The organism is Azobacteroides sp. (SeqCode) (assembly GCF_055395615.1).
In genome coordinates this window covers 713016-734135 of the sequence record NZ_AP014701.1, presented here as the reverse complement: position 1 = coordinate 734135, position 21120 = coordinate 713016, and the positions used below count along the sequence as shown (strand labels likewise).

The 21120-nt window shown below is 29.5% G+C and carries 17 protein-coding genes; 7 read left to right on the top strand and 10 right to left on the bottom strand.

The features are described from left to right. Position 1: 1 nt before the first annotated feature. The 6 genes from ACZ5QM_RS03020 (at position 2) to ACZ5QM_RS02995 (ending at position 6522) form a co-directional block, all read left to right on the top strand. Positions 2–1234: an aminotransferase class V-fold PLP-dependent enzyme gene (locus ACZ5QM_RS03020; protein WP_464182555.1), complete on the top strand. Its 1233-nt coding sequence runs from the start codon at positions 2–4 to the stop codon at positions 1232–1234. 31 nt (positions 1235–1265) lie between these two features. Beyond that, positions 1266–3017, top strand: a complete 1752-nt coding sequence (mutL, locus tag ACZ5QM_RS03015) for a DNA mismatch repair endonuclease MutL (RefSeq protein ID WP_464182554.1) — start codon at positions 1266–1268, stop codon at positions 3015–3017. Continuing rightward, positions 3014–3712, top strand: a complete 699-nt coding sequence (gene pssA / locus ACZ5QM_RS03010) for a CDP-diacylglycerol--serine O-phosphatidyltransferase (RefSeq protein WP_464182552.1) — start codon at positions 3014–3016, stop codon at positions 3710–3712. Before mutL ends, pssA begins: the two co-directional genes overlap by 4 nt. 368 nt (positions 3713–4080) lie before the next feature. Further along, positions 4081–4254 carry a hypothetical protein gene (locus ACZ5QM_RS03005; RefSeq protein WP_464202999.1) on the top strand — a complete coding sequence of 58 codons (174 nt, stop codon included), beginning with the start codon at positions 4081–4083 and terminating at the stop codon, positions 4252–4254. Positions 4255–4621: 367 nt separating this feature from the next. Further along, complete coding sequence (gene dnaN, locus ACZ5QM_RS03000) at positions 4622–5746, top strand: DNA polymerase III subunit beta (RefSeq protein WP_464182549.1); 1125 nt, start codon at positions 4622–4624, stop codon at positions 5744–5746. Next, entirely contained in the window at positions 5743–6522 is a 780-nt protein-coding gene (locus tag ACZ5QM_RS02995) for an exonuclease domain-containing protein (protein WP_464182548.1), read from the top strand. The genes dnaN and ACZ5QM_RS02995 overlap by 4 nt, the downstream gene beginning before the upstream one ends. Before the next feature lie 5 nt (positions 6523–6527). On the opposite strand, the gene ACZ5QM_RS02990 is transcribed toward ACZ5QM_RS02995, so the two are convergent. Genes ACZ5QM_RS02990 through ACZ5QM_RS02980 form a run of 3 tightly spaced genes read right to left on the bottom strand, consistent with a single transcriptional unit; the run spans position 6528 to position 9730 of the window. Then, complete coding sequence (locus tag ACZ5QM_RS02990) at positions 6528–7976, bottom strand: MFS transporter (protein WP_464182547.1); 1449 nt, start codon at positions 7974–7976, stop codon at positions 6528–6530. 8 nt (positions 7977–7984) lie between these two features. Further along, positions 7985–8653 carry a bifunctional 4-hydroxy-2-oxoglutarate aldolase/2-dehydro-3-deoxy-phosphogluconate aldolase gene (locus tag ACZ5QM_RS02985; protein ID WP_464182546.1) on the bottom strand — a complete coding sequence of 223 codons (669 nt, stop codon included), beginning with the start codon at positions 8651–8653 and terminating at the stop codon, positions 7985–7987. Between the two features lie 27 nt (positions 8654–8680). Continuing rightward, on the bottom strand, positions 8681–9730 hold the full coding sequence (locus tag ACZ5QM_RS02980; RefSeq protein WP_464182543.1) for a PfkB family carbohydrate kinase: 1050 nt from the start codon (positions 9728–9730) through the stop codon (positions 8681–8683). 663 nt (positions 9731–10393) lie between these two features. Between ACZ5QM_RS02980 and smpB the strand changes: the two genes are divergently transcribed. After that, on the top strand, positions 10394–10855 hold the full coding sequence (smpB, locus tag ACZ5QM_RS02975; protein WP_464182541.1) for an SsrA-binding protein SmpB: 462 nt from the start codon (positions 10394–10396) through the stop codon (positions 10853–10855). A gap of 1020 nt (positions 10856–11875) precedes the next feature. Here the strand turns inward: smpB and pyrI are convergent. The 7 genes from pyrI to lon form a co-directional block, all read right to left on the bottom strand. Then, positions 11876–12334, bottom strand: a complete 459-nt coding sequence (gene pyrI / locus ACZ5QM_RS02970; RefSeq protein ID WP_464182540.1) for an aspartate carbamoyltransferase regulatory subunit — start codon at positions 12332–12334, stop codon at positions 11876–11878. 12 nt (positions 12335–12346) lie between these two features. Then, complete coding sequence (gene folE, locus ACZ5QM_RS02965) at positions 12347–12925, bottom strand: GTP cyclohydrolase I FolE (RefSeq protein WP_464182539.1); 579 nt, start codon at positions 12923–12925, stop codon at positions 12347–12349. A 17-nt stretch (positions 12926–12942) separates the two neighbouring features. Then, the gene (locus ACZ5QM_RS02960; RefSeq protein WP_464182538.1) at positions 12943–13413 is read right to left on the bottom strand and encodes an SPOR domain-containing protein; all 471 of its coding nucleotides are present in this window, start codon (positions 13411–13413) and stop codon (positions 12943–12945) included. Between the two features lie 7 nt (positions 13414–13420). Continuing rightward, on the bottom strand, positions 13421–14176 hold the full coding sequence (tpiA, locus tag ACZ5QM_RS02955; RefSeq protein ID WP_464182537.1) for a triose-phosphate isomerase: 756 nt from the start codon (positions 14174–14176) through the stop codon (positions 13421–13423). 12 nt (positions 14177–14188) lie between these two features. Then, complete coding sequence (aroC, locus tag ACZ5QM_RS02950; RefSeq protein WP_464182535.1) at positions 14189–15253, bottom strand: chorismate synthase; 1065 nt, start codon at positions 15251–15253, stop codon at positions 14189–14191. Between the two features lie 530 nt (positions 15254–15783). Continuing rightward, positions 15784–16965 (bottom strand): MalY/PatB family protein, encoded by a 1182-nt coding sequence (locus ACZ5QM_RS02945; RefSeq protein ID WP_464182534.1) that lies wholly within the window; start codon positions 16963–16965, stop codon positions 15784–15786. Between the two features lie 1769 nt (positions 16966–18734). Continuing rightward, positions 18735–21089 carry an endopeptidase La gene (lon, locus tag ACZ5QM_RS02940; RefSeq protein WP_464183330.1) on the bottom strand — a complete coding sequence of 785 codons (2355 nt, stop codon included), beginning with the start codon at positions 21087–21089 and terminating at the stop codon, positions 18735–18737. Between the last annotated feature and the right edge of the window lie 31 nt (positions 21090–21120).

The window sequence follows — 21120 nt, the reverse complement described above, 5'->3', positions numbered from 1 at the left end:
GATGCATTTAAATGTTAAAGAAATAAGAAAAGATTTCCCAATTTTATCTCGAGAAATTTACGGGAAACAACTAATATATTTAGATAATGCAGCTACTACGCAAAAACCTTTGGTGGTAATTCAAAAAATAAACAAGGTTTATACTACAATTAATGCCAACATACATAGAGGAATTTATTATCTGAGCCAATTAGCAACAGATTCGTATGAAAAAGCAAGAAAAATTGTTCAAAGATACATTAATGCTTATAGCTCTAATGAAATTGTCTTTACACGAGGGACAACCGAGTCTATTAACTTGCTAGCAAGTAGTTTTTGCCTTTCTCAATGTCATAAGGAAGACGAGATTATTCTGACAGCTATGGAACATCATTCCAATATTGTCCCATGGCAAATTCAAAGTGATATCAGAGGAATAAAATTAAAAATAATACCTATCACAGAAACAGGCGAAATCCGATTAGAAGATATTGAACATTTAATTTCTTCCAAAACAAAACTCATTACTATAACATCAATATCTAATGTTTTAGGTACTATCAATCCAATTACAGACATTATTCGATTAGGGCATAGTTATAGTATCCCAGTAATGATAGATGCAGCTCAATCTGTACAACACATTCCAACAGATGTCAAATTGTTAGATTGTGATTTTATGGCTTTTTCCTCTCATAAAATGTATGGCACAACTGGAATAGGTATTCTATATGGAAAAGAAAATTGGCTGGATAAATTACCTCCCTACCAAGGAGGAGGAGAAATGATCTCTAATGTTGCTTTTGGAAAAACTACTTTTAATAAACTTCCTTTCAAATTTGAAGCAGGAACACCAGACTATGTTGGAGCAATTGCTTTTGGTGAAGCTATTCAGTATATTGAAAAAATAGGTTTAAACAATATTTATTGTTACGAACAACTTCTACTAAATTATGCAACTAATCAATTGACACAAATCCCTGATATACATATCTTCGGTACTTCTCAAGATAAAGGTCCGGTTATTTCTTTTTTAATTAAAAATATTCATCACTACGATATGGGAATATTACTTGACCAATTAGGAATTGCTGTAAGAACTGGTCATCATTGTGCTCAACCACTTATGAATGCTTTAGGAATCGATGGAACTATTCGTGCTTCTTTTTCCTTTTACAACACAAAAGAAGAAATAGATACCTTAGTTGACGCTATTCAACAGAATATTTCTATTCTTTCTTTTAGAAAAAAATAGAAATATTCATTAATTTCGATGTATACATTCTATGGATATTGTACACTTGTTGCCTGATTCTATTACTAATCAAATTGCTGCAGGGGAAGTTATACAGAGACCTTCATCAGTTGTAAAAGAATTAATAGAAAATGCAGTAGATGCGGGAGCATCTAATATTCAAGTAATTATTAAAGATGCTGGACGGTCATTAATTCAAGTAATAGATAATGGAAAGGGCATGTCAGAAGCGGATGCTCGTTTGTCCTTTGAAAGGCATGCCACTTCTAAAATTAACAGTGCAAAAGATTTATTCGCACTACAAACAATGGGATTTCGAGGGGAAGCATTGGCTGCTATTGCAGCAGTTTCTCAAGTGGAATTGAAAACTCGTCGGAAAGAAGACGAAATAGGAACATTAATTCAAATATATGCCTCACAAATAGAGAGACAAGAAACTTTTGCAACTCATTCCGGAAGCAGTTTTTCTGTAAAAAATATTTTCTATAATGTCCCTGTTCGAAGAAAATTCCTCAAATCCAATGAAATAGAATTTAAAAATATTTTGACTGAATTTGAACGAATAACATTAGTTAACCCTCAAATTGCTTTTACTCTTCAACATAATAATAGGGAGATCATTTCACTTCCCATATCTAATTTAAAACAACGAATAACTAATTTAATAGGGAAAAAAATAGCACAAAATTTGCTTCCAATCAATATTAGTACTTCATTCATCAAAATTTATGGATTTATAGGTTCCCCAAAATCAAGCAAAAAAAAAGGTGCTTTACAGTATTTTTTTACTAACAACAGATATATGAGACACCCCTATTTTCATCGATCAGTAATTTTAGCTTTTGAACCTTTTATTCCAATTGGAGAACACCCTAATTATTTTCTCTATATAGAAATAGACCCTTCAAGTATTGATGTTAATATACATCCAACCAAAACAGAAATAAAATTTGAAAATGAACCAATGCTCTTTCAAGTAATTTCTTCTATAGTAAAAGAAGCTATTGCAGTTCCTACTCTAGAATTCGATCAAGAAAAAGCAATTGACATACCAATTTATACAAAAGAAAATGTAAAAAAAATTCCTCTTCCTGAAATTCGCATACGTTCAGACTATAATCCTTTTAAGGATAATACAACACACATATATACACATTCAAAAATATCAGAACAATTATATTTTAAAAATCAAACACAGACTGAAACTACTTTAACTTATGAAAAAACAACTTATTTACAATACAATGAAAGATATTTGATTCTTTCTCTCAAATCTGGAATAATATTTATAAACCAAAGAAGAGCACATATCCGAATTCTTTTTGATGATTATATACATAGAATAAATTCTAAACAAGGAACTTCTCAAAGAATCCTCTTTCCTGAAAAAATTTTTTTTACATTTAAAGAAGCAACTATTTTACCCTATATTTTAGATGATTTAACTTTTATTGGTTTCAATTTAACAGATTTAGGAGACAATGTTTACTCAATTAATAGTATTCCTACAGGATTAGGGAATATAGATATAGTCGAGACTCTTCAAGAGATAGTAGATAAAATTATTTCCAAGGATTGTGAAATCAAAGAAGAAATAACGACATCTTTAGCTCTTGTTTTAGCTCGAAAAATGGCTATTAATTGCGAAAAAATTAATTCAGAAGAAGAAATTCACATGCTTATTTCAAAACTTTTTTCATCTAATTCACCTAATTATACTCCGGACGGAAAACTAATTATATCTTCATTATCGGAAGAAGAACTAAATAAAAGATTCTTATGAATAATTGTATTCCTAATGCAATTACCTGTTTGAACCTATTGTCAGGATGTATAGCTTCTGTTATAGCTCTAGAATTTAGAGATTATAAAAAAGCATTTTTTTTTATTCTTTTTGCCTGTACTTGTGATTTTTTAGATGGATTATCTGCTCGTTTATTAAAAATTCATTCTAAATTAGGCATAGAACTAGATTCTTTAGCAGATATAATTAGCTTTGGTGTAACTCCTTCGTTTATTGTTTATGATTTTTTAAAATCGATCAACAACTTTATAATTATACCTTACTTTGCCTTCCTGTTGACTATCTTTGCAGCACTAAGGTTAGCACGTTTTAATATTAAAGCTCAACAAACAACTTCTTTTTTAGGATTACCTGTCCCTACTTCAGCTCTGTTTTGGGCAGGGTTTATATCTTTCCTTCATTCGTTTCCTCTTAACCATCCGTTTGTTATTACTATTTTAATACTATTATTAGTGCTTATTTTCTGTTTTTTAATGGTCTCTTCTATACCTATGTTTTCTCTCAGATTTAAAAATCTGAAGTGGAAGGATAACAATTATTTTTTTTATTTGATGTTTATTTCTATCCCCCTTTTTATTTTTTTTCTAAAATTCAATATGCCCTTTTTAGGAATCAGCTTAATAATTGTTGCTTATATTGTATTATCTATTACAAAACATATAATAACCTCTTAAATTTTTCTTATAACTTTAATCACAATACAACTCTTTTACACTTGCAGCTAGATAGAAGGTACTGAAGCGAAAGGAATTTTGGGAAAACAACAAAATTATGGAACCAATTAAAGGTAATGCAGATTTTCATCTATGCACATTAATTAACATTAACAATTCTGAAAATTGTAAATATACAGGTTCCATGATCTGTTAAAGGCTTTAAGAGCTAATTTAATTCTTACTCCAAGGGACAATAGATGAAAAAGATGCTATTGCTAATATTTAACAAATTGAAAAAATCAATCCAAAATCTACCCTCCCTCAACAATTTGGAATCCCTGCTAATCCTAATATTCACAAAAAGACAACCGATATAGAAATCTGAAATGATAACCAATGGAAAAATTAACATTTTTATTGCAGGAGTAAAGACAGGTGATACTATTGGAGTTGGTGAACCATTACAATATAATTCCAAAATAGAAATTATAACTTTTAACCCAACCAATTCCTCTGTTCTTTCCAATAGAAAATCTAGTTATCATAAACTACAAAAATAGACGTTAGATTCATTCCTAAGACATTCAATCGTAATGTTGTAAATGAAAATTATTACATTAACTAATGACGATACTATACGAACAAGTCATAATCTAACAAATAAAAACTGTTTTTTTCTTCTAGATTAGCTTTTTTTTGCTTTCCAAGTGGCAAAATGTCCTAAAAATGCAGGGAAAATAATAATAACTAATTCTCCTTGCAGATACAAAAGAAAGGTATCTTTACAACTACGGCTAATTAATTTTTTAGAGCTAATTTAGTAGCTATTGAACTTCATATAAAAAAACTAACCAGTACTTGTTGTTATAAAAAAATTTTGTATTTTTGAATATATTGGTTTTTTTCAATAAAAGCAAAATAGATAATATGAAGTTTCGCGTATCAAGCAGTTTTTTGCTAAATCGTTTACAAATACTTGGTAAGGTAATTGCCGCAAAAAATATTATTCCTATTTTAGATTGCTTTCTATTCCAACTCTCAGGTAATCATCTGGCTATCACAGGAGCTGATACTGAAACACGAATAAGTACTTTCATTGAAGTACAAGATGAAGAAGGAGAAGGGGAGTTTGCCATCTTATCAAAAAACTTATTAGAAGCGTTAAAAGAACTTCCAGAGCAACCTATTTTTTTTACGGTAGATGATGATAATTTAGAAGTATCTATCGACTATGAAAATGGTAAATACAGTTTTACAGCTCAAAATGGAAAAGAATATCCTATGTTAAAATCCTTGCAAAAAGAAGCTCATAAATTAGTTATAAAAGCTGAAGATTTACTGAATGGTATTTCCAGAACTCTTTTCGCATCTGGTAATGACGAGCTCCGACCAATAATGAATAGTGTATTTTTTGATATTAATCCGAAATATGTTGTTTTTGTGTCTTCTGATGGACACAAATTAGTACGTCTTAAAAATTTAAATATTTCTGTAAATGAATCTTCTTCATTTACTCTTTCTAAAAAACCAGCTAATTTGTTGAAGACTATTCTCCCACGCGAAGAGGGTGAAGTTACTATCCAATTTGATAATAATTACATTTACATTATTTTACTTAACTTTACATTAGTAAGCCGCCTAATTGAGGGAAATTATCCAAACTACAATGCGGTAATCCCAATTGAAAGTCCATATAAAATCACTATAGATAGATTAAATTTTCTAAATGCCTTAAAACGAGTAAATCTTTTTTCTAATCATGGAAATAGTCTTATCAAATTAGAAATATCAACTAATAAAATTTTTATTAAAGCACAAGATGTTGATTATTCTATTGCTGCTGAAGAGACAATCAACTGCACCTATAAAGGTGATAAAATAATTATCGGGTTCAAAGGAACCTATCTAATTGAAATGTTAAACAATATTTCTTCAGAAGAAATCGCTCTTGAATTAGCAGATGCTTCTCGTGCTGGTATAATTTCCCCTACAGAAAATGAGATAAACGAAGATTTACTAATGTTGTTAATGCCTATGATGATAAGTGCATGAAACTAAACATAAAAAAACCTATTGTTTTCTTTGATTTGGAAACAACAGGAACGAACGTTGTTTCTGACCGTATCGTAGAGATTTCCTACTTAAAATTAGTTCCTAGTAATAAAGAAGAAACTAAAACACTAAGAATTAATCCGGAGATCCCTATTCCAATTGAAGCAAGTGCTATACACAATATCACAAATGAAGATGTAAAAAATGCTCCTCCATTTAGAATAATAGCCAAATCATTAGCAGTCCAATTAGAGGGATGTGACCTAGCAGGTTATAATTCCAATCGCTTTGATATCCCCCTTTTAGCCGAAGAATTCTTACGAGCGGAAGTAGATATTGATTTAATGAAACGGGAATTCATAGATGTTCAAACTATTTTTCATAAAAAAGAACAACGTACTTTAGCTGCCGCACTCAAGTTTTATTGCAACAAAAACTTAGAGAATGCACATTCTTCGGAATCAGATGTAAGGGCAACCTACGAAGTATTGAAAGCACAATTAGATAGGTACCCTGATCTACAAAATGATATTACATTTCTTTCTAATTATTCTTCTTTTAATAATAATAAAAATGTTGATTTTTCAGGACGTATTGTATATAACAAAAATAAGCAAGAGATTATCAATTTTGGTAAATACAAAGGACACCTTGTAGAAGATATTTTGCGTGAACACCCTACTTACTACAATTGGATTATGCAAAAAGATTTTTCACTCCATACAAAAAAAGTTTTCACTAAAATCAAGCTAAGACTGGCATTCAGCAATAATTAAATTCCCTATAAATTGATTTTATAATACATGGGAACAAGTTTTTTCATAACAATCCAACCAATTAGATAAGCACTTGAACAAATGCAGAAGATAATAAAATATCCTGCTGATTCTCTCTCAAAACCTACAAAATGCATTTGAGTATTATTTGCATAGTCAAATAATTTTCCAGCTGTTTTTTGAAAAAGAAAAGAACCTATCCCACCTGCCATTCCACCAATCCCAGTAATCGTAGCAATAACTTTTTGAGGAAACATATCTCCAATAATTGAAAAAATATTAGCAGACCATGCCTGATGTGCAGCACCAGCCATTCCTATAAGGACAATTGGGAACCAATATGTGTATACCCCTAATGGTTGAGCAAGTAAAACCAAAAATGGAATAAAAGCAAATATTAACATTGCCTTCATCCTACCAGCATATGGATTCATTCCTTTTTTTTCTATAAAAAAAGTTGGTAACCATCCCCCAATAATAGACAACATAATAATCATATAAAAAATCGTCAGTGGAAATATCTGAGCTTTTCCTTCTAATTTAAATACCGTTTGCAAATATTTTGGCATCCAAAAAAGATAAAACCACCACACACCATCAGTCATAAACTTACCTGTTGCAAATGCCCATGTATGTCTAAATTGAAAACAACGCATAAAAGAATTTTTTTTTATTTGCACTGTTTCAACAGTATTTTCCAAGCGCTTGTCTTGCTGAATATATTCCAATTCAGCCTTATTTACTCTCGGATGCACTTCTGGGTTCTGATAAATAAATATCCACAATCCCATCCAGATAACCCCCAAAAGACCAATAAAAATAAAAGCCATTTCCCAATTCCACACAGAAGCAACATAAAGAATAATAGCCGGAGCTATCATCGCACCTATCGTAGCTCCAGAATTAAAAATACTTATAGAAAATGCTCTATCTTTTTTAGGAAAGTATTCAGTTGTAGTCTTAATAGCCGATGGGAAATTACCAGCTTCTCCGAATGCTAAAACTAAACGAGCATAAAGAAATAAAGTAACACTTACAGAAATTACAGATACAGCATTGAATTCCTTAAGTGTAATAATAATTTTCCTTGTCTTTTCAAAACCGACAAACCATTCACCTCCTACTCTCCCTAAGGTAACAACGGAACAAAATGCATGCAAACAAGCACCAATCGACCATGTCCCAACTGATAAGAGAAATCCTTTTTTAGTACCTAACCAATCTATAAAACGTCCAACAAACAACATACATATAGCATAAAACAATGAAAACCAAGAAATAATACTACCATAATCACTATTCGTCCAGCCAAATTCTGGTCCAATGTATTTAGGCCACGTTAACGATAAAACTTGTCTATCAAGACAATTGATAACAACAGCTAAGAAAAGCATTGTACAAACAACCCACCGGTATTGTGTCTTTTTTTTATTCAAATCTCCAATTGTTCCCACAGTATTTTTTATTTCCTTATCCAACTGATAATTTCCAGTGTATCACCGCATATTTTACTAATTTTATCCCATTTTCTACTTGTAACAATTTCTTTTGGAAAAAGATTAGATCCTATCCCTACACAAGTTACTCCTGAATCAAACCAAGATTTAAGATTATCTTTTTCAGGTTTTACTCCACCAGTTACCATTAATGAAGACCAGGGCATGGGAGCTTTTATACTTTTTACAAAGTTAATACCTAATAAATCTCCAGGAAAAATTTTACACAAATCGCATCCTGCTTCCTGTGCTAATCCAACCTCCGAAACAGAACCACAACCAGGGATATAAGGTATCAGTCTTCTATTAGCTATTCGTGATATGTCTGGATTAAACAAAGGACTTACAATAAAATTTGCCCCCAATTGAATATAAAACGAAGCTGTAGGAGCATCCACAATTGAACCTACACCTAAAATTAATTTAGAACACTCTTTATTAATAAATTTACTCAATTCACCAAACACTTCATGAGCAAATTCTCCTCGATTGGTAAACTCGAATACTTGAATACCACCTTTGTAAGATGCTTTTACCACATTTTTTGTTATTTCAATATCTCTATGATAAAAAATAGGGATCAAGCCTGTAGTAAACATAGTATCCAATACTTGTATTTTGGTAAACCTTGCCATTTTTTGAACCTTATTAAGTTAACAATTTTATCGAGAAACGCGTCCCGAATCATCACCTTCCACTAATTTCTCTACTTCTGAAACAGTCATTATGTTGAAATCTCCGTAAATAGTATGCTTTAAAGCAGAAGCAGCTACAGCAAAATCTAAAGCTTTTTGATTATTCGTAGGATACGAAATCAAACCATAAATCAATCCTCCCATAAAAGAATCTCCCCCCCCTACTCTATCTACAATATGAGTAATATCATATTGTTTTGATTGATACAATTTATCTTCTGAAAATAAACATCCTCCCCATACGTTATGATTAGCGTTAATGGATCCTCTCAATGTAATAATTATTTTTTTTGCTTTTGAAAAATTAATTTGTAGTTGTCTACAAACTGATTCAAATGCTTCTGCATTTATCTTTCCTTCAGTATGTATGGCATCAAACCCTTCAGGATGAATACCAAATATTTTTTCTGCATCTTCTTCATTTCCCAAAATAATATCACATTTAGACACAAGTTTAGGCATTATTTCAGAAGCAATTTTTCCCCACTTCCACAATTTTTTTCGATAATTCAAATCACAGGAAACAGTTATTCCCAATTCATTAGCTATTTCAATAGCTTCTAAACAAGCATCCGCTGCTCCTTGAGACAAAGATGGGGTAATCCCTGTCCAGTGAAACCACTTTGCATCTCTAAAAATTTCCCTCCATGCAATCATACCTGGACTAATATGAGTAAAAGCTGAAAGTGCTCTATCATAGAGTACTTTAGATGCTCTGGAAACAGCCCCGGTTTCTAAAAAATAGATACCCATTCTACTATCCTTTCTACCTCTAATAATATGATTTGTTCCGACATTATACTTTCGTAACTCAGAAATACACCAATCAGCAATATCATTTTTTGGTAATAGAGTAACAAATTCTGTCGGAATATCATAATTAGCCAATGAAACGGCTACGTTTGCTTCTCCACCTCCAAAAGTAGCATTCAAAATAGTAGATTGTACAAACCGGCGATAATTAGTAGTAGATAGTCGAAGCATAATTTCCCCGAACGTTATTACTTTTTTCATCATTTTTATAAATTTTAATTCTTTTTATTCTTAAATCCTTAAGATTAAGAATCTTATATAATAAATTGTTATATAGTATATTAAATATATAAATTTGCAACGTTATTTTAACACAACAAAATCTATATGTTTGATATATCTCTTCTTTTTACTTTTTCAATTGATTATAAACCTTACTCCTGAATGAAAAATTTTATATAAAAAACAAAAAAATAAGAATGAAAACCTTTACAAAAACTATTTATTTCCGATTATCGTTCTAATGTTCCTTTTATCTTTCATCAATGTGTGAATAATAGAAAAATTTTAGATATACGACCGAAGCTAAAATTAATTCTTAAACAAATATTAATTTACGGAACAGAGATCTATTTATGTCTTATACATCTTTTCTATGTTATTTTTTACAACTATACTTGAATATCTAGTTCTCATTGTGGAAATTTTCGTTTTTATCGTTAAAACAATACATATACACAAATTTTATAGTTTCTTATACAATTTACATCCTTTGAACTTGGGTAAATAAATAAATATTTAAATATAGAAAAATCAACTGATTAAATTTACTTTTTTTCAAGTGTTCTAATACTATTTACTCTTATCTTAATCCATCTTTCAATTGATTTATTAATAACAGGAATAAAACCATAAACATAAAAATAAATGATTTATTCAAATAACATAATTATCAAAAATAAAAAAGCTTCGTTTAATTATGAGTTTATTGAAACTTTTATAGCAGGAATGTCTCTTTCTGGAACAGAAATAAAATCTATTCGTTTCGGTAAAGTTGGATTAGTAAATAGCTATTGTTTAGTAATAAACAGTGAATTGTGGATACGAAATATGCACATAGCAGAATATTTTTACGGAACATATAACAATCATGAAACAAAAAAAGATAGAAAACTACTACTGAATCGAAAAGAATTAAAAAAAATTGAACAATATGTTAAAAATACATGTCTCACCATTATTCCAACTAAACTATTTATCGATAAAAATGGATTAGCTAAATTATGTATTGCTGTTGCTAGAGGCAAAAAAAATTATGATAAACGACAATCACTCAAAGAAAAAGATGATAAAAAAGAAATAAGTAGAATACTTAAGAATCAATCATAGAAATAGCTATTTTTTTGCTTTTCTTCCCTTATTAGTTTTTTAATAAAACTATAATCACCACAAACTATTTTTAGATGCTTCAACTGAAAATTCCCTATCTAAAAATAGGGAAAATATTGTTAAAATGAACATGAAATTTGATAATATAAAATTAAAAGGAAATAAAGCAAATTCTTCTATAACTAAACACTATTACAAACAATGAATAAAAGTAATTTTTGATTAATAATAATATTAAAACATCATAGTTGTTGCTTCAGTGAAAAGTAATGTTTTGGAAACACTATTGTAACCTTAATTTAGTAGTAACTTTTATCTTATTTAAGAATACTAAATTGAAATTTTAAATGCAGACATTTACGTTTTTAGTATTCCAAGATAAATTTTATGTAAAAAACATGCCATTAAAATTTCTATCCATTGGATTTTTATAGAAGAAAGAATACTATAATTTATCAGAGATAGAATAGGCAGGTAATGCTTTAAAATAAATGATTACTAGTACTTATTGGCTATATTTAGATAGATCTTCTTCCAAAATCCAGTGTATATAGTATATATACACTATTCTTAGAAAGTAACTATGGTAAATGTACGTAAATGAATTGATATGTCTACAGAGAAAAATTAATATTTTAATTTTAGGTTTAATTGAAAAATATCTTATTTTACTCCTACTGAATTTCTAAAAAAAGTGTTTTTTAGAAAAAAAAACTATAAAAATTAGCAAGAACAATAAGTATTTTTTTAAGATAGAAGAAGCTCATATTATACAAAGTATCATCTTTTCCGAAAATTGGCAGAAATATAATCTTTCAAGTAAATTATCCCAATAAACAAAAAAACAAAAAAAATCGGAAACAAAAGATTGAATAAATCTTCCAGAAAATAATTATTCAATAAATAAAAAAAGAAAAATACTAATATAATATGCTACATTTCACATATTATTGATGAGTTCAGAAATCCTACTAAAAAGCAAGTCTAATTTTTAATTTTTTTATACTTTAATTACTGTACTTAACACATTATAATTTCTTCTTTTCTAATTCTCATTTCACAATAACAACACCGAACAATTACATTATCTTTATCAATAACTTCAAAATACGTTTCCATAGGTTCATTGTTTGTAATACACTTAGGATTATTGCATTTAACTAAGCCTTTAAGTTTTTCTGGAAGATATATCAACTTTTTTTCTACAACTTCATAATTACGTATAATACTTAGTTTTACACAAGGAGCAACTAATGCAATTCTATTGATTTCATCTTCTTCAAAAAATTTGCTAGCTATCTTTAAAATCCCTTTTGTTCCCATTTTTTTGCTATTTAAACTATACCCAATAGTTACCGAAGTCCTCAACTTATCTATTTTCAAAAGAGATACTACTTTGAATAATTGTTCAGAAGGGATGTGATCTATTACAGTTCCATTTTTCAAAGCTGCAATTTGCAATTGTTCTTTACCCTTCATTTGTAAAAATCATTAACTTTTGATCAGTTTTATAAATTCTTCCCTTGTCTTTGCCTGGGTAAAAACCCCTGTAAAATCAGAAGTAGTCGTAATCGAATTTTGTTTTTCTACTCCACGCATTTGTACACACATATGTTGAGCTTCAATTACTACCATCACACCTAAAGGATTAAGAATTTCTTGAATACAACTTTTAATCTGTGCAGTCATTCTCTCCTGAATTTGCAACCGTCTGGCATAAACATCTACTACACGTGGAATTTTACTTAAACCACTAACTACATTATTAGGAATATAAGCCACATGTATCTTTCCAAAAAAAGGAAGCAAATGATGTTCACATAGAGAAAAAAAATCAATATTTTTCATAATAATCATTTGTTTATAATCCTCGATAAAAATAGCAGAAGAAAGTATTTCTCTGGAATCTTGAGTATATCCTTTGGTTAAATACATCATTGATTCAGCCACCCGTTTCGGAGTGTTCAATAATCCTTCGCGCGTAGGATCTTCTCCCAACAATTTTAATATCTGAGTATAATGAAAAGCCAATTTTTCTTTCTTTCTCAATTCTTCAGTTATCCATTCCATAATTGGGAATTTGTTATTTATTTTTTTGCAGAAAGTAAAATCTTAACAACATACATTTCTTTTCCAAACTCCGGAAACCTTTTTTGTAATTGTTTTATAAAAGAAGTTGCTTTCTCTCTATTTATAAAATTTCCTACTAATAGTTTCCAATTTGGAGCCCTGTAAATTAAATAAGTAGATAAATCAGGGAAAACATTCTTTATAGCCACTTGTTTATTAGATGCTTCTGAACGTCCTGTATATGAATTATTACTCATATATACTTGAATGTGAAATCTGGGCAACTCTACATTTTTTTTATCTTTTTCCAAAATAATTAGACTGTCTGAAGTACTAGTCAAAGCTACAACAGCTGAATCTCCTTTAATACAAATCACTCCTCTTGAGGAGTCAAGATTAGTTTGCAAATCTTCTATAATAGAAGATTGAGATTGCAAATAATTAATCATAGACATTAAAAATAATAATGTGAAAATAACTTTATTCATTTTTAATCTAAAATACTTCAACAATTGACAAAAATGTATCTACCTTGAGAGATGCTCCTCCAATTAATCCACCATCTACGTCTGGATTAGCAAATAATTCTTTAGCATTACTAGCATTACAACTTCCTCCGTAAAGAATCGATGTTTCATTTGCAACAGCCTTTCCATAATTATCAATCAATATTTTCCGAATAAAAGAATGCATTTCTTGTGCTTGAGATGAAGTAGCTGTTTTTCCTGTACCAATTGCCCATATTGGTTCGTAAGCCAAAACAATTTTCCCAAAATCTTCAGCAGTAAAATCAAACAAACTTTCTTCTATTTGTGCTTTCACTGCAACTTTATGCTTACCTACTTCTCTTTCCTCTAATATTTCACCAATACAAAAAATTGGGATAAGATTATTTTCTAATGCTAATCTCACCTTTTCTTTCAGAATAATGCTAGTCTCACCATAATGAGCACGTCGTTCAGAATGTCCCAAAATAACATATCGAGCTCCAGTAGATGCTATCATAGCAGCAGAAACTTCTCCAGTATAAGACCCAAAAATCTTATCTGAAATATTTTGTGCTCCCAAGTTAATAACTTTCGTATCAATTGTTTTATAAACAGAAACAATATGAATAAAAGGAACACAAATAACTATATCACAATTTACTTTTTTCCCTTTTAAAGCTAATTCTAACTCTTTTGCGAAAGAAACTCCATCTTGAATGGTTTTATTCATCTTCCAATTCCCTGCTACAATGTTTTTTCTCATAAATTTAAAATTTTAATAATTACATAAATAATAGTCAAGAATAGTTATTGCTGCCATGGATTCTACAATGGGTACTGCTCTCGGCAAAACACATGGATCATGCCTCCCTTTGATTTTTAATTGTACTTTTTTCCCATCTTTATCCATTGCGAATTGCTCTTTCAATAAAGTTGCAACTGGTTTAAAAGCTACACGAAAATAAATATCTTCTCCATTTGATATCCCTCCCTGTATACCACCAGAATAATTGCTTTTAATAGCAATTCTCCCATCACTACCTCGATAAAAAAGGTCATTTACTTCCGAACCCTTTCTATGAATCTCTTCAAAACCCATTCCATAATCAAATCCTTTAGTAGCATTAATACTCATTATAGCACTAGAAAGAGCAGCACCTAATTTTCCAAAAACAGGATTACCTAAGCCTACAGGAACCCCCTGACAAACACAAGTAATTACTCCTCCAACAGTATCACCTTCTGACCTGACATTTCGGATCATTTCTATCATTCGTTCAGCAATTTCTAAATCAGGACAACGAATTGGCGTTTTCTCTATATTAGAGAAATCCATTTTGACGTAAGGTTTATTTAAGCAAATGTTACCTACTTGAGAAACATAGGCTGTAATCTTTATTTCCTTCTTTTGAAGAATTAATTTCGCAATAGCCCCAGCAACAACTCTAGCTATCGTTTCTCGAGCAGAAGAACGTCCTCCACCTCTATGATCACGATGTCCATATTTTTGAAAATATGTATAATCTGCATGAGAAGGACGAAAAACATTTTTAAGATTATCATAGTCTGAAGAATATTGATCATTATTTCGAACAATAAACCCAATTGGCATACCGGTTGTCTTTCCTTCATACACACCTGATAAAAACTCCACTTTATCAGATTCATCCCGTGAAGTAGTTAATTCAGATTGTCCTGGTTTACGCTTATTTAACTCAAACTGAATAAACTCCATATCCAACACAATTCCAGCGGGACATCCATCAATTACCCCCCCAATAGCAAATCCATGGGATTCTCCAAAGGAAGTTAATTTAAATACATTTCCAAAAGTATTCACTATAATCAATTTAACAATCTACTTATAATAATATCTTGATATTTTTCCTATTTCTATTTTTTATCCTCCTTCTTGCTCAATCTTACCTATTAATTATACATTATATACAAAAACTACTTTCAAGTTTTTTTCGTTATTATATTTGGTAATATTTTCCCCTATCTATCATAATATAAGTTTCACTAAACTTAAAAATACACATCTATAAAAATCAATTAAGAAGACTATTTGACACCTCATTCTTACCTATTGTTTAAAACGGATTCTACAAATAACAGGTAGAAAATCTTCAAAAGAACTTGTTTTTCTTTAGAAAACATTAGATCAATTACAGTTTATTATAACTTATGTAAATAAGTCACTCTGATCACTCAAACACTTGTATGCTTACGATCTAAGTAAGCAAAACCAAATAAACGCTTTTCAGTTACCTATTTTACCAAATCTTTGCCATTTATTTAGATAATTTTGCGTTCAAAATTTCTCATAATTAATTTTAAGATCTACTTTCTCATTATTAACATAATAAATCAGCAATTACCAACTCTCAACGCATTTTTTAAATTATTGAGAGCTTTAATTAAAACACTTTGTGGACAACCTATATTCATTCTCATAAATCCAATTCCCTCCTTTCCAAATACCTCTCCATCATTTAAAGCTAACCCGGCTTTTTTTATAAATAAATTGTTTAGTTCTTTTTGATTTAATCTCAATCCTCGGCAATCTAGCCAAATTAAAAAAGATGCCTCAGGAATAAATACTTTTATAGCAGGAATATGCTTTTTAAAAAAGGAATTAACAAACGTTATATTATTTTCTATATACTGAAGCATTTGCTTCTTCCATTCTGAACCATAGATATAAGCTGCTTTGGTAGCTGCATAAGCAAAAATAGTTCCTTCATCTAATCCAAAAGAATGAAGAAAAGAGTAGAAAACATCTCGAATTTTTTTATTTATTATAATAGAATATGAGCTCACTATTCCAGCAAGATTAAAAGTTTTAGTAGGAGCCATAAAAGTAATACTATTTTGTTCTGCACATTTAGATACCATAGCAAAAGGAGTATGTCTATGTCCAAATATTGTCATATCAGAGTGTATTTCGTCAGAAATTACAAGAATATTGTTTTCAAAACAAATTTCTGCTAGTTCTTCCAATACTTCCTGTTTCCATGCAATCCCTATTGGATTATGAGGATTAGACAATATTATTAAGCGACAATCTTTATCAATTACCTTCCTCAACCCATCTAAATCCATATGATAATTTCCATTTTCTTCTATTAGTGGATTATTGACAACCTGTCGATGATGCATTTGCGTAACTAAACGAAATGGATAATACACTGGAGGTTGTATAATAACTTTATCATTCAAATGAGTAAAATTAACTATAGAAAAAGCAACTCCTTTCATTACCCCTGGTACAAAAGAAAACCATTCTCTCTTAACCAACCAATGATGATATTTTTTTATCCAATCTATAACAGATGAAAAATATTTCTCTGGAAAAACAGTATATCCAAAAGTCCCTTGTTTACAACAATCTATAAGTGCATTAATAATAAAATCTCCACATTTAAAATCCATATCAGCAACCCAAAGTGGTATTAAGTCGGCTTTCCCAAAACGATTTAGTAATGCATCAATTTTTAGTGCACCTGTACCTCTGCGTTCTATTAGTTCATCGAAACTATACTGTACCATATTTCACTCTAAATTCAAATAAAATCCATTAATGTAAACAAAATCAGCACAGCTATGTTTATGATTAGTATCATCATGATTTTTTTACGATCTAAATCTATGAAATAATACTAAGAAAATATTGATTGTCTAACCATCAAAATATAAATAGATAGAACAATCTATTCAAAAAATAATTTTATACATAATCATTAAATTTTATATATTTTAACAAAAATATTTCACAAGTGCTATGAAGGTGCTTAATATTTAAGCTCTGTTACTCTCTTACTAATTCATAATGCATTCTCTATAAAAAGATTTTTTGTTATTCTAAAAATAAGTAAGAAAAAGAACCCCTAGTGTTAATAAAGAAATTACATATTTGACAAATAAATATGTAACGGAGACTTTAGTATAGATTTAATCATGCTAATATTAGATAATTTTTCTATCATTTTATTCAATTAAATAAATAATCTTTTATACAGCCAAAAAATCTGTAAAATAATCTTCTATTACTCTGTTCTTTCTTAAATTTTTCCATTTTCCTTAGTTTCTTCAAATACTTTAAAATCATCTTCATCTAAATATTATTTCAACAATATTACATATCAAATTACAAGATAATATGTGTATAAAATTCTTACCTCTATAATAATATATTATCGGAATATTCCCTCACAAGCATTAGACTACTTACAATTCTTAGGTATAACCCAAATTAAAAGGGGTACAACCTTCAATATAATTTATTTATTAATTCCTGCCATCATAAATTCCATCAATTCCTTTGAATATTCATATCTATAACATATGTATTTAACCATATAAAACATATCAAAAGCATTCTTTTCCTTATTTACATGTTAGAAACATAAATTAAGAAATGAAGTATGCAAATACTAATTATTTCATAAAATGAAAAGATTTTTGTCTAAAAGTAGAAGACAAAAGGTTTGTCAAATTGGAAAACATAAGCAAATATCCAAATCTTCACTATTTCTAGTTAGTTATTAACTAATTATGCTGTAAAGAATACACTTTTATCAGAATATCCAGTTCCGTATACGAGAGGCACACAAGGAAAGCATACGATAATTATAAAATTAGTTTTGAAAAAAGATTATTCCTTTCAAGTACAGAATAGCTTTGTAAAAAAGCTATTCTAATTCATTAAATTTAAGCACAAAAGAAAATTTTCATTTATTATAAATTTGTTACGAATTAAATTCGTAACAAATAAAATATAAGATAGACTACTAGTATAAAGCTAGTAAAAAAATAAAGTAACACTAAATGGGCAAAAGTAAGATTATTTTCATAAGTATACTGTCTCTTGCTACACATTATTTTTTATAGCAAACATATATTCAATTATACAACAGAAAAAAAACTGTCTTCAAAATATTTTTCTACTATAATTATCTTTAACCTTTTCTAAAATTACATCAGTAATAATTTATTTAATTAATTTTGGAATGATTGGTATTGAAGAATAATTGACTTACCCCCTTTTAACTTCTCCAAAATCTATTAAAGCATAAAAAAACAGAACAACATAGATCGTTTTTCATACTTTGCTCAAAGTAAACAAATCATCCCAGAAGAATCATTCTTTACTTCAATTAATATTAATTATCAATAAAGATGTTTCCTACTTAGGTTCAGATTCATTTATATTACTTTTAACCCATATTATTCCAGATTTAAAATCCAAAACAACATATTAGTTAAACAATACGTTTGCGAAATAATAATTTAAGACAACGAAATCAATACAAAATTGGTCATTTATTGCCTAATAATGCAATGTCTAGAACTTCCAATATATCATTTACATAATGGAATACTAATCCTTTCAGATAAATATTGTTAATCTCATCTACATGTCTTTGATTTTCCCTACTCAAAATTATTTCTTTGATACCAGCACGCTTAGCTGCTAATATTTTTTCTTTTATTCCACCTACAGGGAGAACTTTTCCTCTTAAGGTTATTTCACCAGTCATTGCTAAATGAGATTTAACTTTTCGACTAGTAAAAGCTGAAACCAATGCTGTGGTCATGGTAATTCCTGCACTAGGGCCATCCTTAGGGATGGCTCCTTCAGGAATATGAATATGTACATTCCAATTTTCTATAGTTTCAACTATATTCAATTGAGAAGCATGCGTTTTGATATATTCCAATGCTAAAATAGCTGATTCTTTCATTACATCACCAAGGTTACCAGTCAATGACAATTTAGACTCCTTCCCTCTACTTAACCCAGCTTCAATAAATAATATCTCACCTCCAACAGTCGTCCATGCTAGTCCCGTAACTACCCCGGCGTATTCGTTACTTTCATACTTATCTTTAGTATATTCAACATATCCGAGATATTCAAACAAATTTTTTATAACTATTTTTTTAGGATAATCAGTATTTTCAGCAATTGAACGAGCAATTTTGCGTAAAATTTTAGCGATTTTTTGATTCAATTCCCTAACACCTGATTCTCTTGTATAAGATTCAATAATAACTTCCATTGTTTTTCTCGGAATATCAAATAGAAATTTACTAACACCATGGTTTTCCAATGCCGTTGGAAAAAGGTATTTTAAAGCAATTTCTACTTTTTCTTCGGTAATGTAACCATTTACATTAATTAATTCCATTCGGTCCAATAATGGTGTAGATATTGTAGATAATGAATTGGCTGTAGCAATAAATAAAACTTTGGATAAATCAAAATCCATATCCAAATAATTATCATGAAAAGCAAAGTTTTGTTCTGGATCTAAAACTTCTAATAATGCTGCGCTTGGGTCACCTCTATAATCACGCCCCACCTTATCTATTTCATCTAAGATAATTACAGGATTAGATGAACCAGCTTTTCGAATAGCTTGAATGATCCGTCCAGGCATAGCTCCAATATAAGTTTTACGATGTCCTCGTATTTCTGCTTCATCATGTAATCCACCCAATGACATACGAAAATATTTTCTACCTAAAGCATTTGCAATAGATTTTCCTAAAGAAGTTTTTCCAACTCCAGGAGGACCGTACAAACAAATAATAGGAGATTTCATATCTCCTTTCAGTTTTAGAACTGCTAAATATTCGATAATACGATCTTTCACTTTTTTTAGTCCAAAATGGTCTTTATCTAATATTTTTTTTGCTCGAGCAAGATTAAAATTGTCTTTAGTATAAATGTTCCATGGCAAAGATAGAATATTGTGGACATAACCTATTTGTGTTGAATAATCTGGAGAATGTGGATGTAAAAGCTCCAATTTTTTAAATTCTTTCTCAAATACTATACGTTGTTTCGAAGTAAAATTAGTTTTTGTGGCTTGTTCTTTTATGTCTCTAATTTCAATGTCATGAATATTTCCACCCAAAGCCTCCTGAATATTCTTCATTTCTTGCTGAAGAAAATATTCTTTCTGTTGCTTATTGATATCTATTTGTGTTTTTCTACGAATAGATTCTTTTATTTCTGCTAATTGTGCTTCTTGTTCCAGTAAAGAGAGAAGTTTATTATAACGTTCTTTCAGATCATCACAAGCAAGTATTTCCTGTTTTTTTTTCATATTTGACTCAACTGTAATGAAAGCCAAATTTGCCAAATATTTATAGTCTTTTGATTGTTTCAAGGAATTTACTACAAATTCAGGTATACCTATTTTAGAAGTTAAAATATGTAACAATTTATCTTTTATTACTTTCTGCTGTTCTTTAAATTCTTTATCCGATTTAGATGGGTGAATAGTTTCTAAAACAGAGAATTTCCCTTTCAAATAAGGATCTTCTATTGTGATTTTTTCTAAGTGTACGCGATGTGCTCCCATTAATAAAACTGTGATACCTTCGTTTCCTTCTTTTATTACATTAATAATTTGAGCTACAAGACCTACTGAATACAAATCATGAAATTGAGGTTCATCTATGCTAGCATCTTTTTGGCAAAAAACACCTAATATTCCTCCTATTTTCTGAACATCTTGTATTAATCTTAATGATTTAGAACGAGTTACATTAATTGGAGTAGGTACACCTGTAAAAAATATCATATTCTTTACAGGTAGGATGGGATTTTCTTTTGTTAAATCTTCAGGGTTAATAGCTTTTTTTTCAATGATTATATTCATTGATGGTGCAATTATATTTTCCATTTTTGCT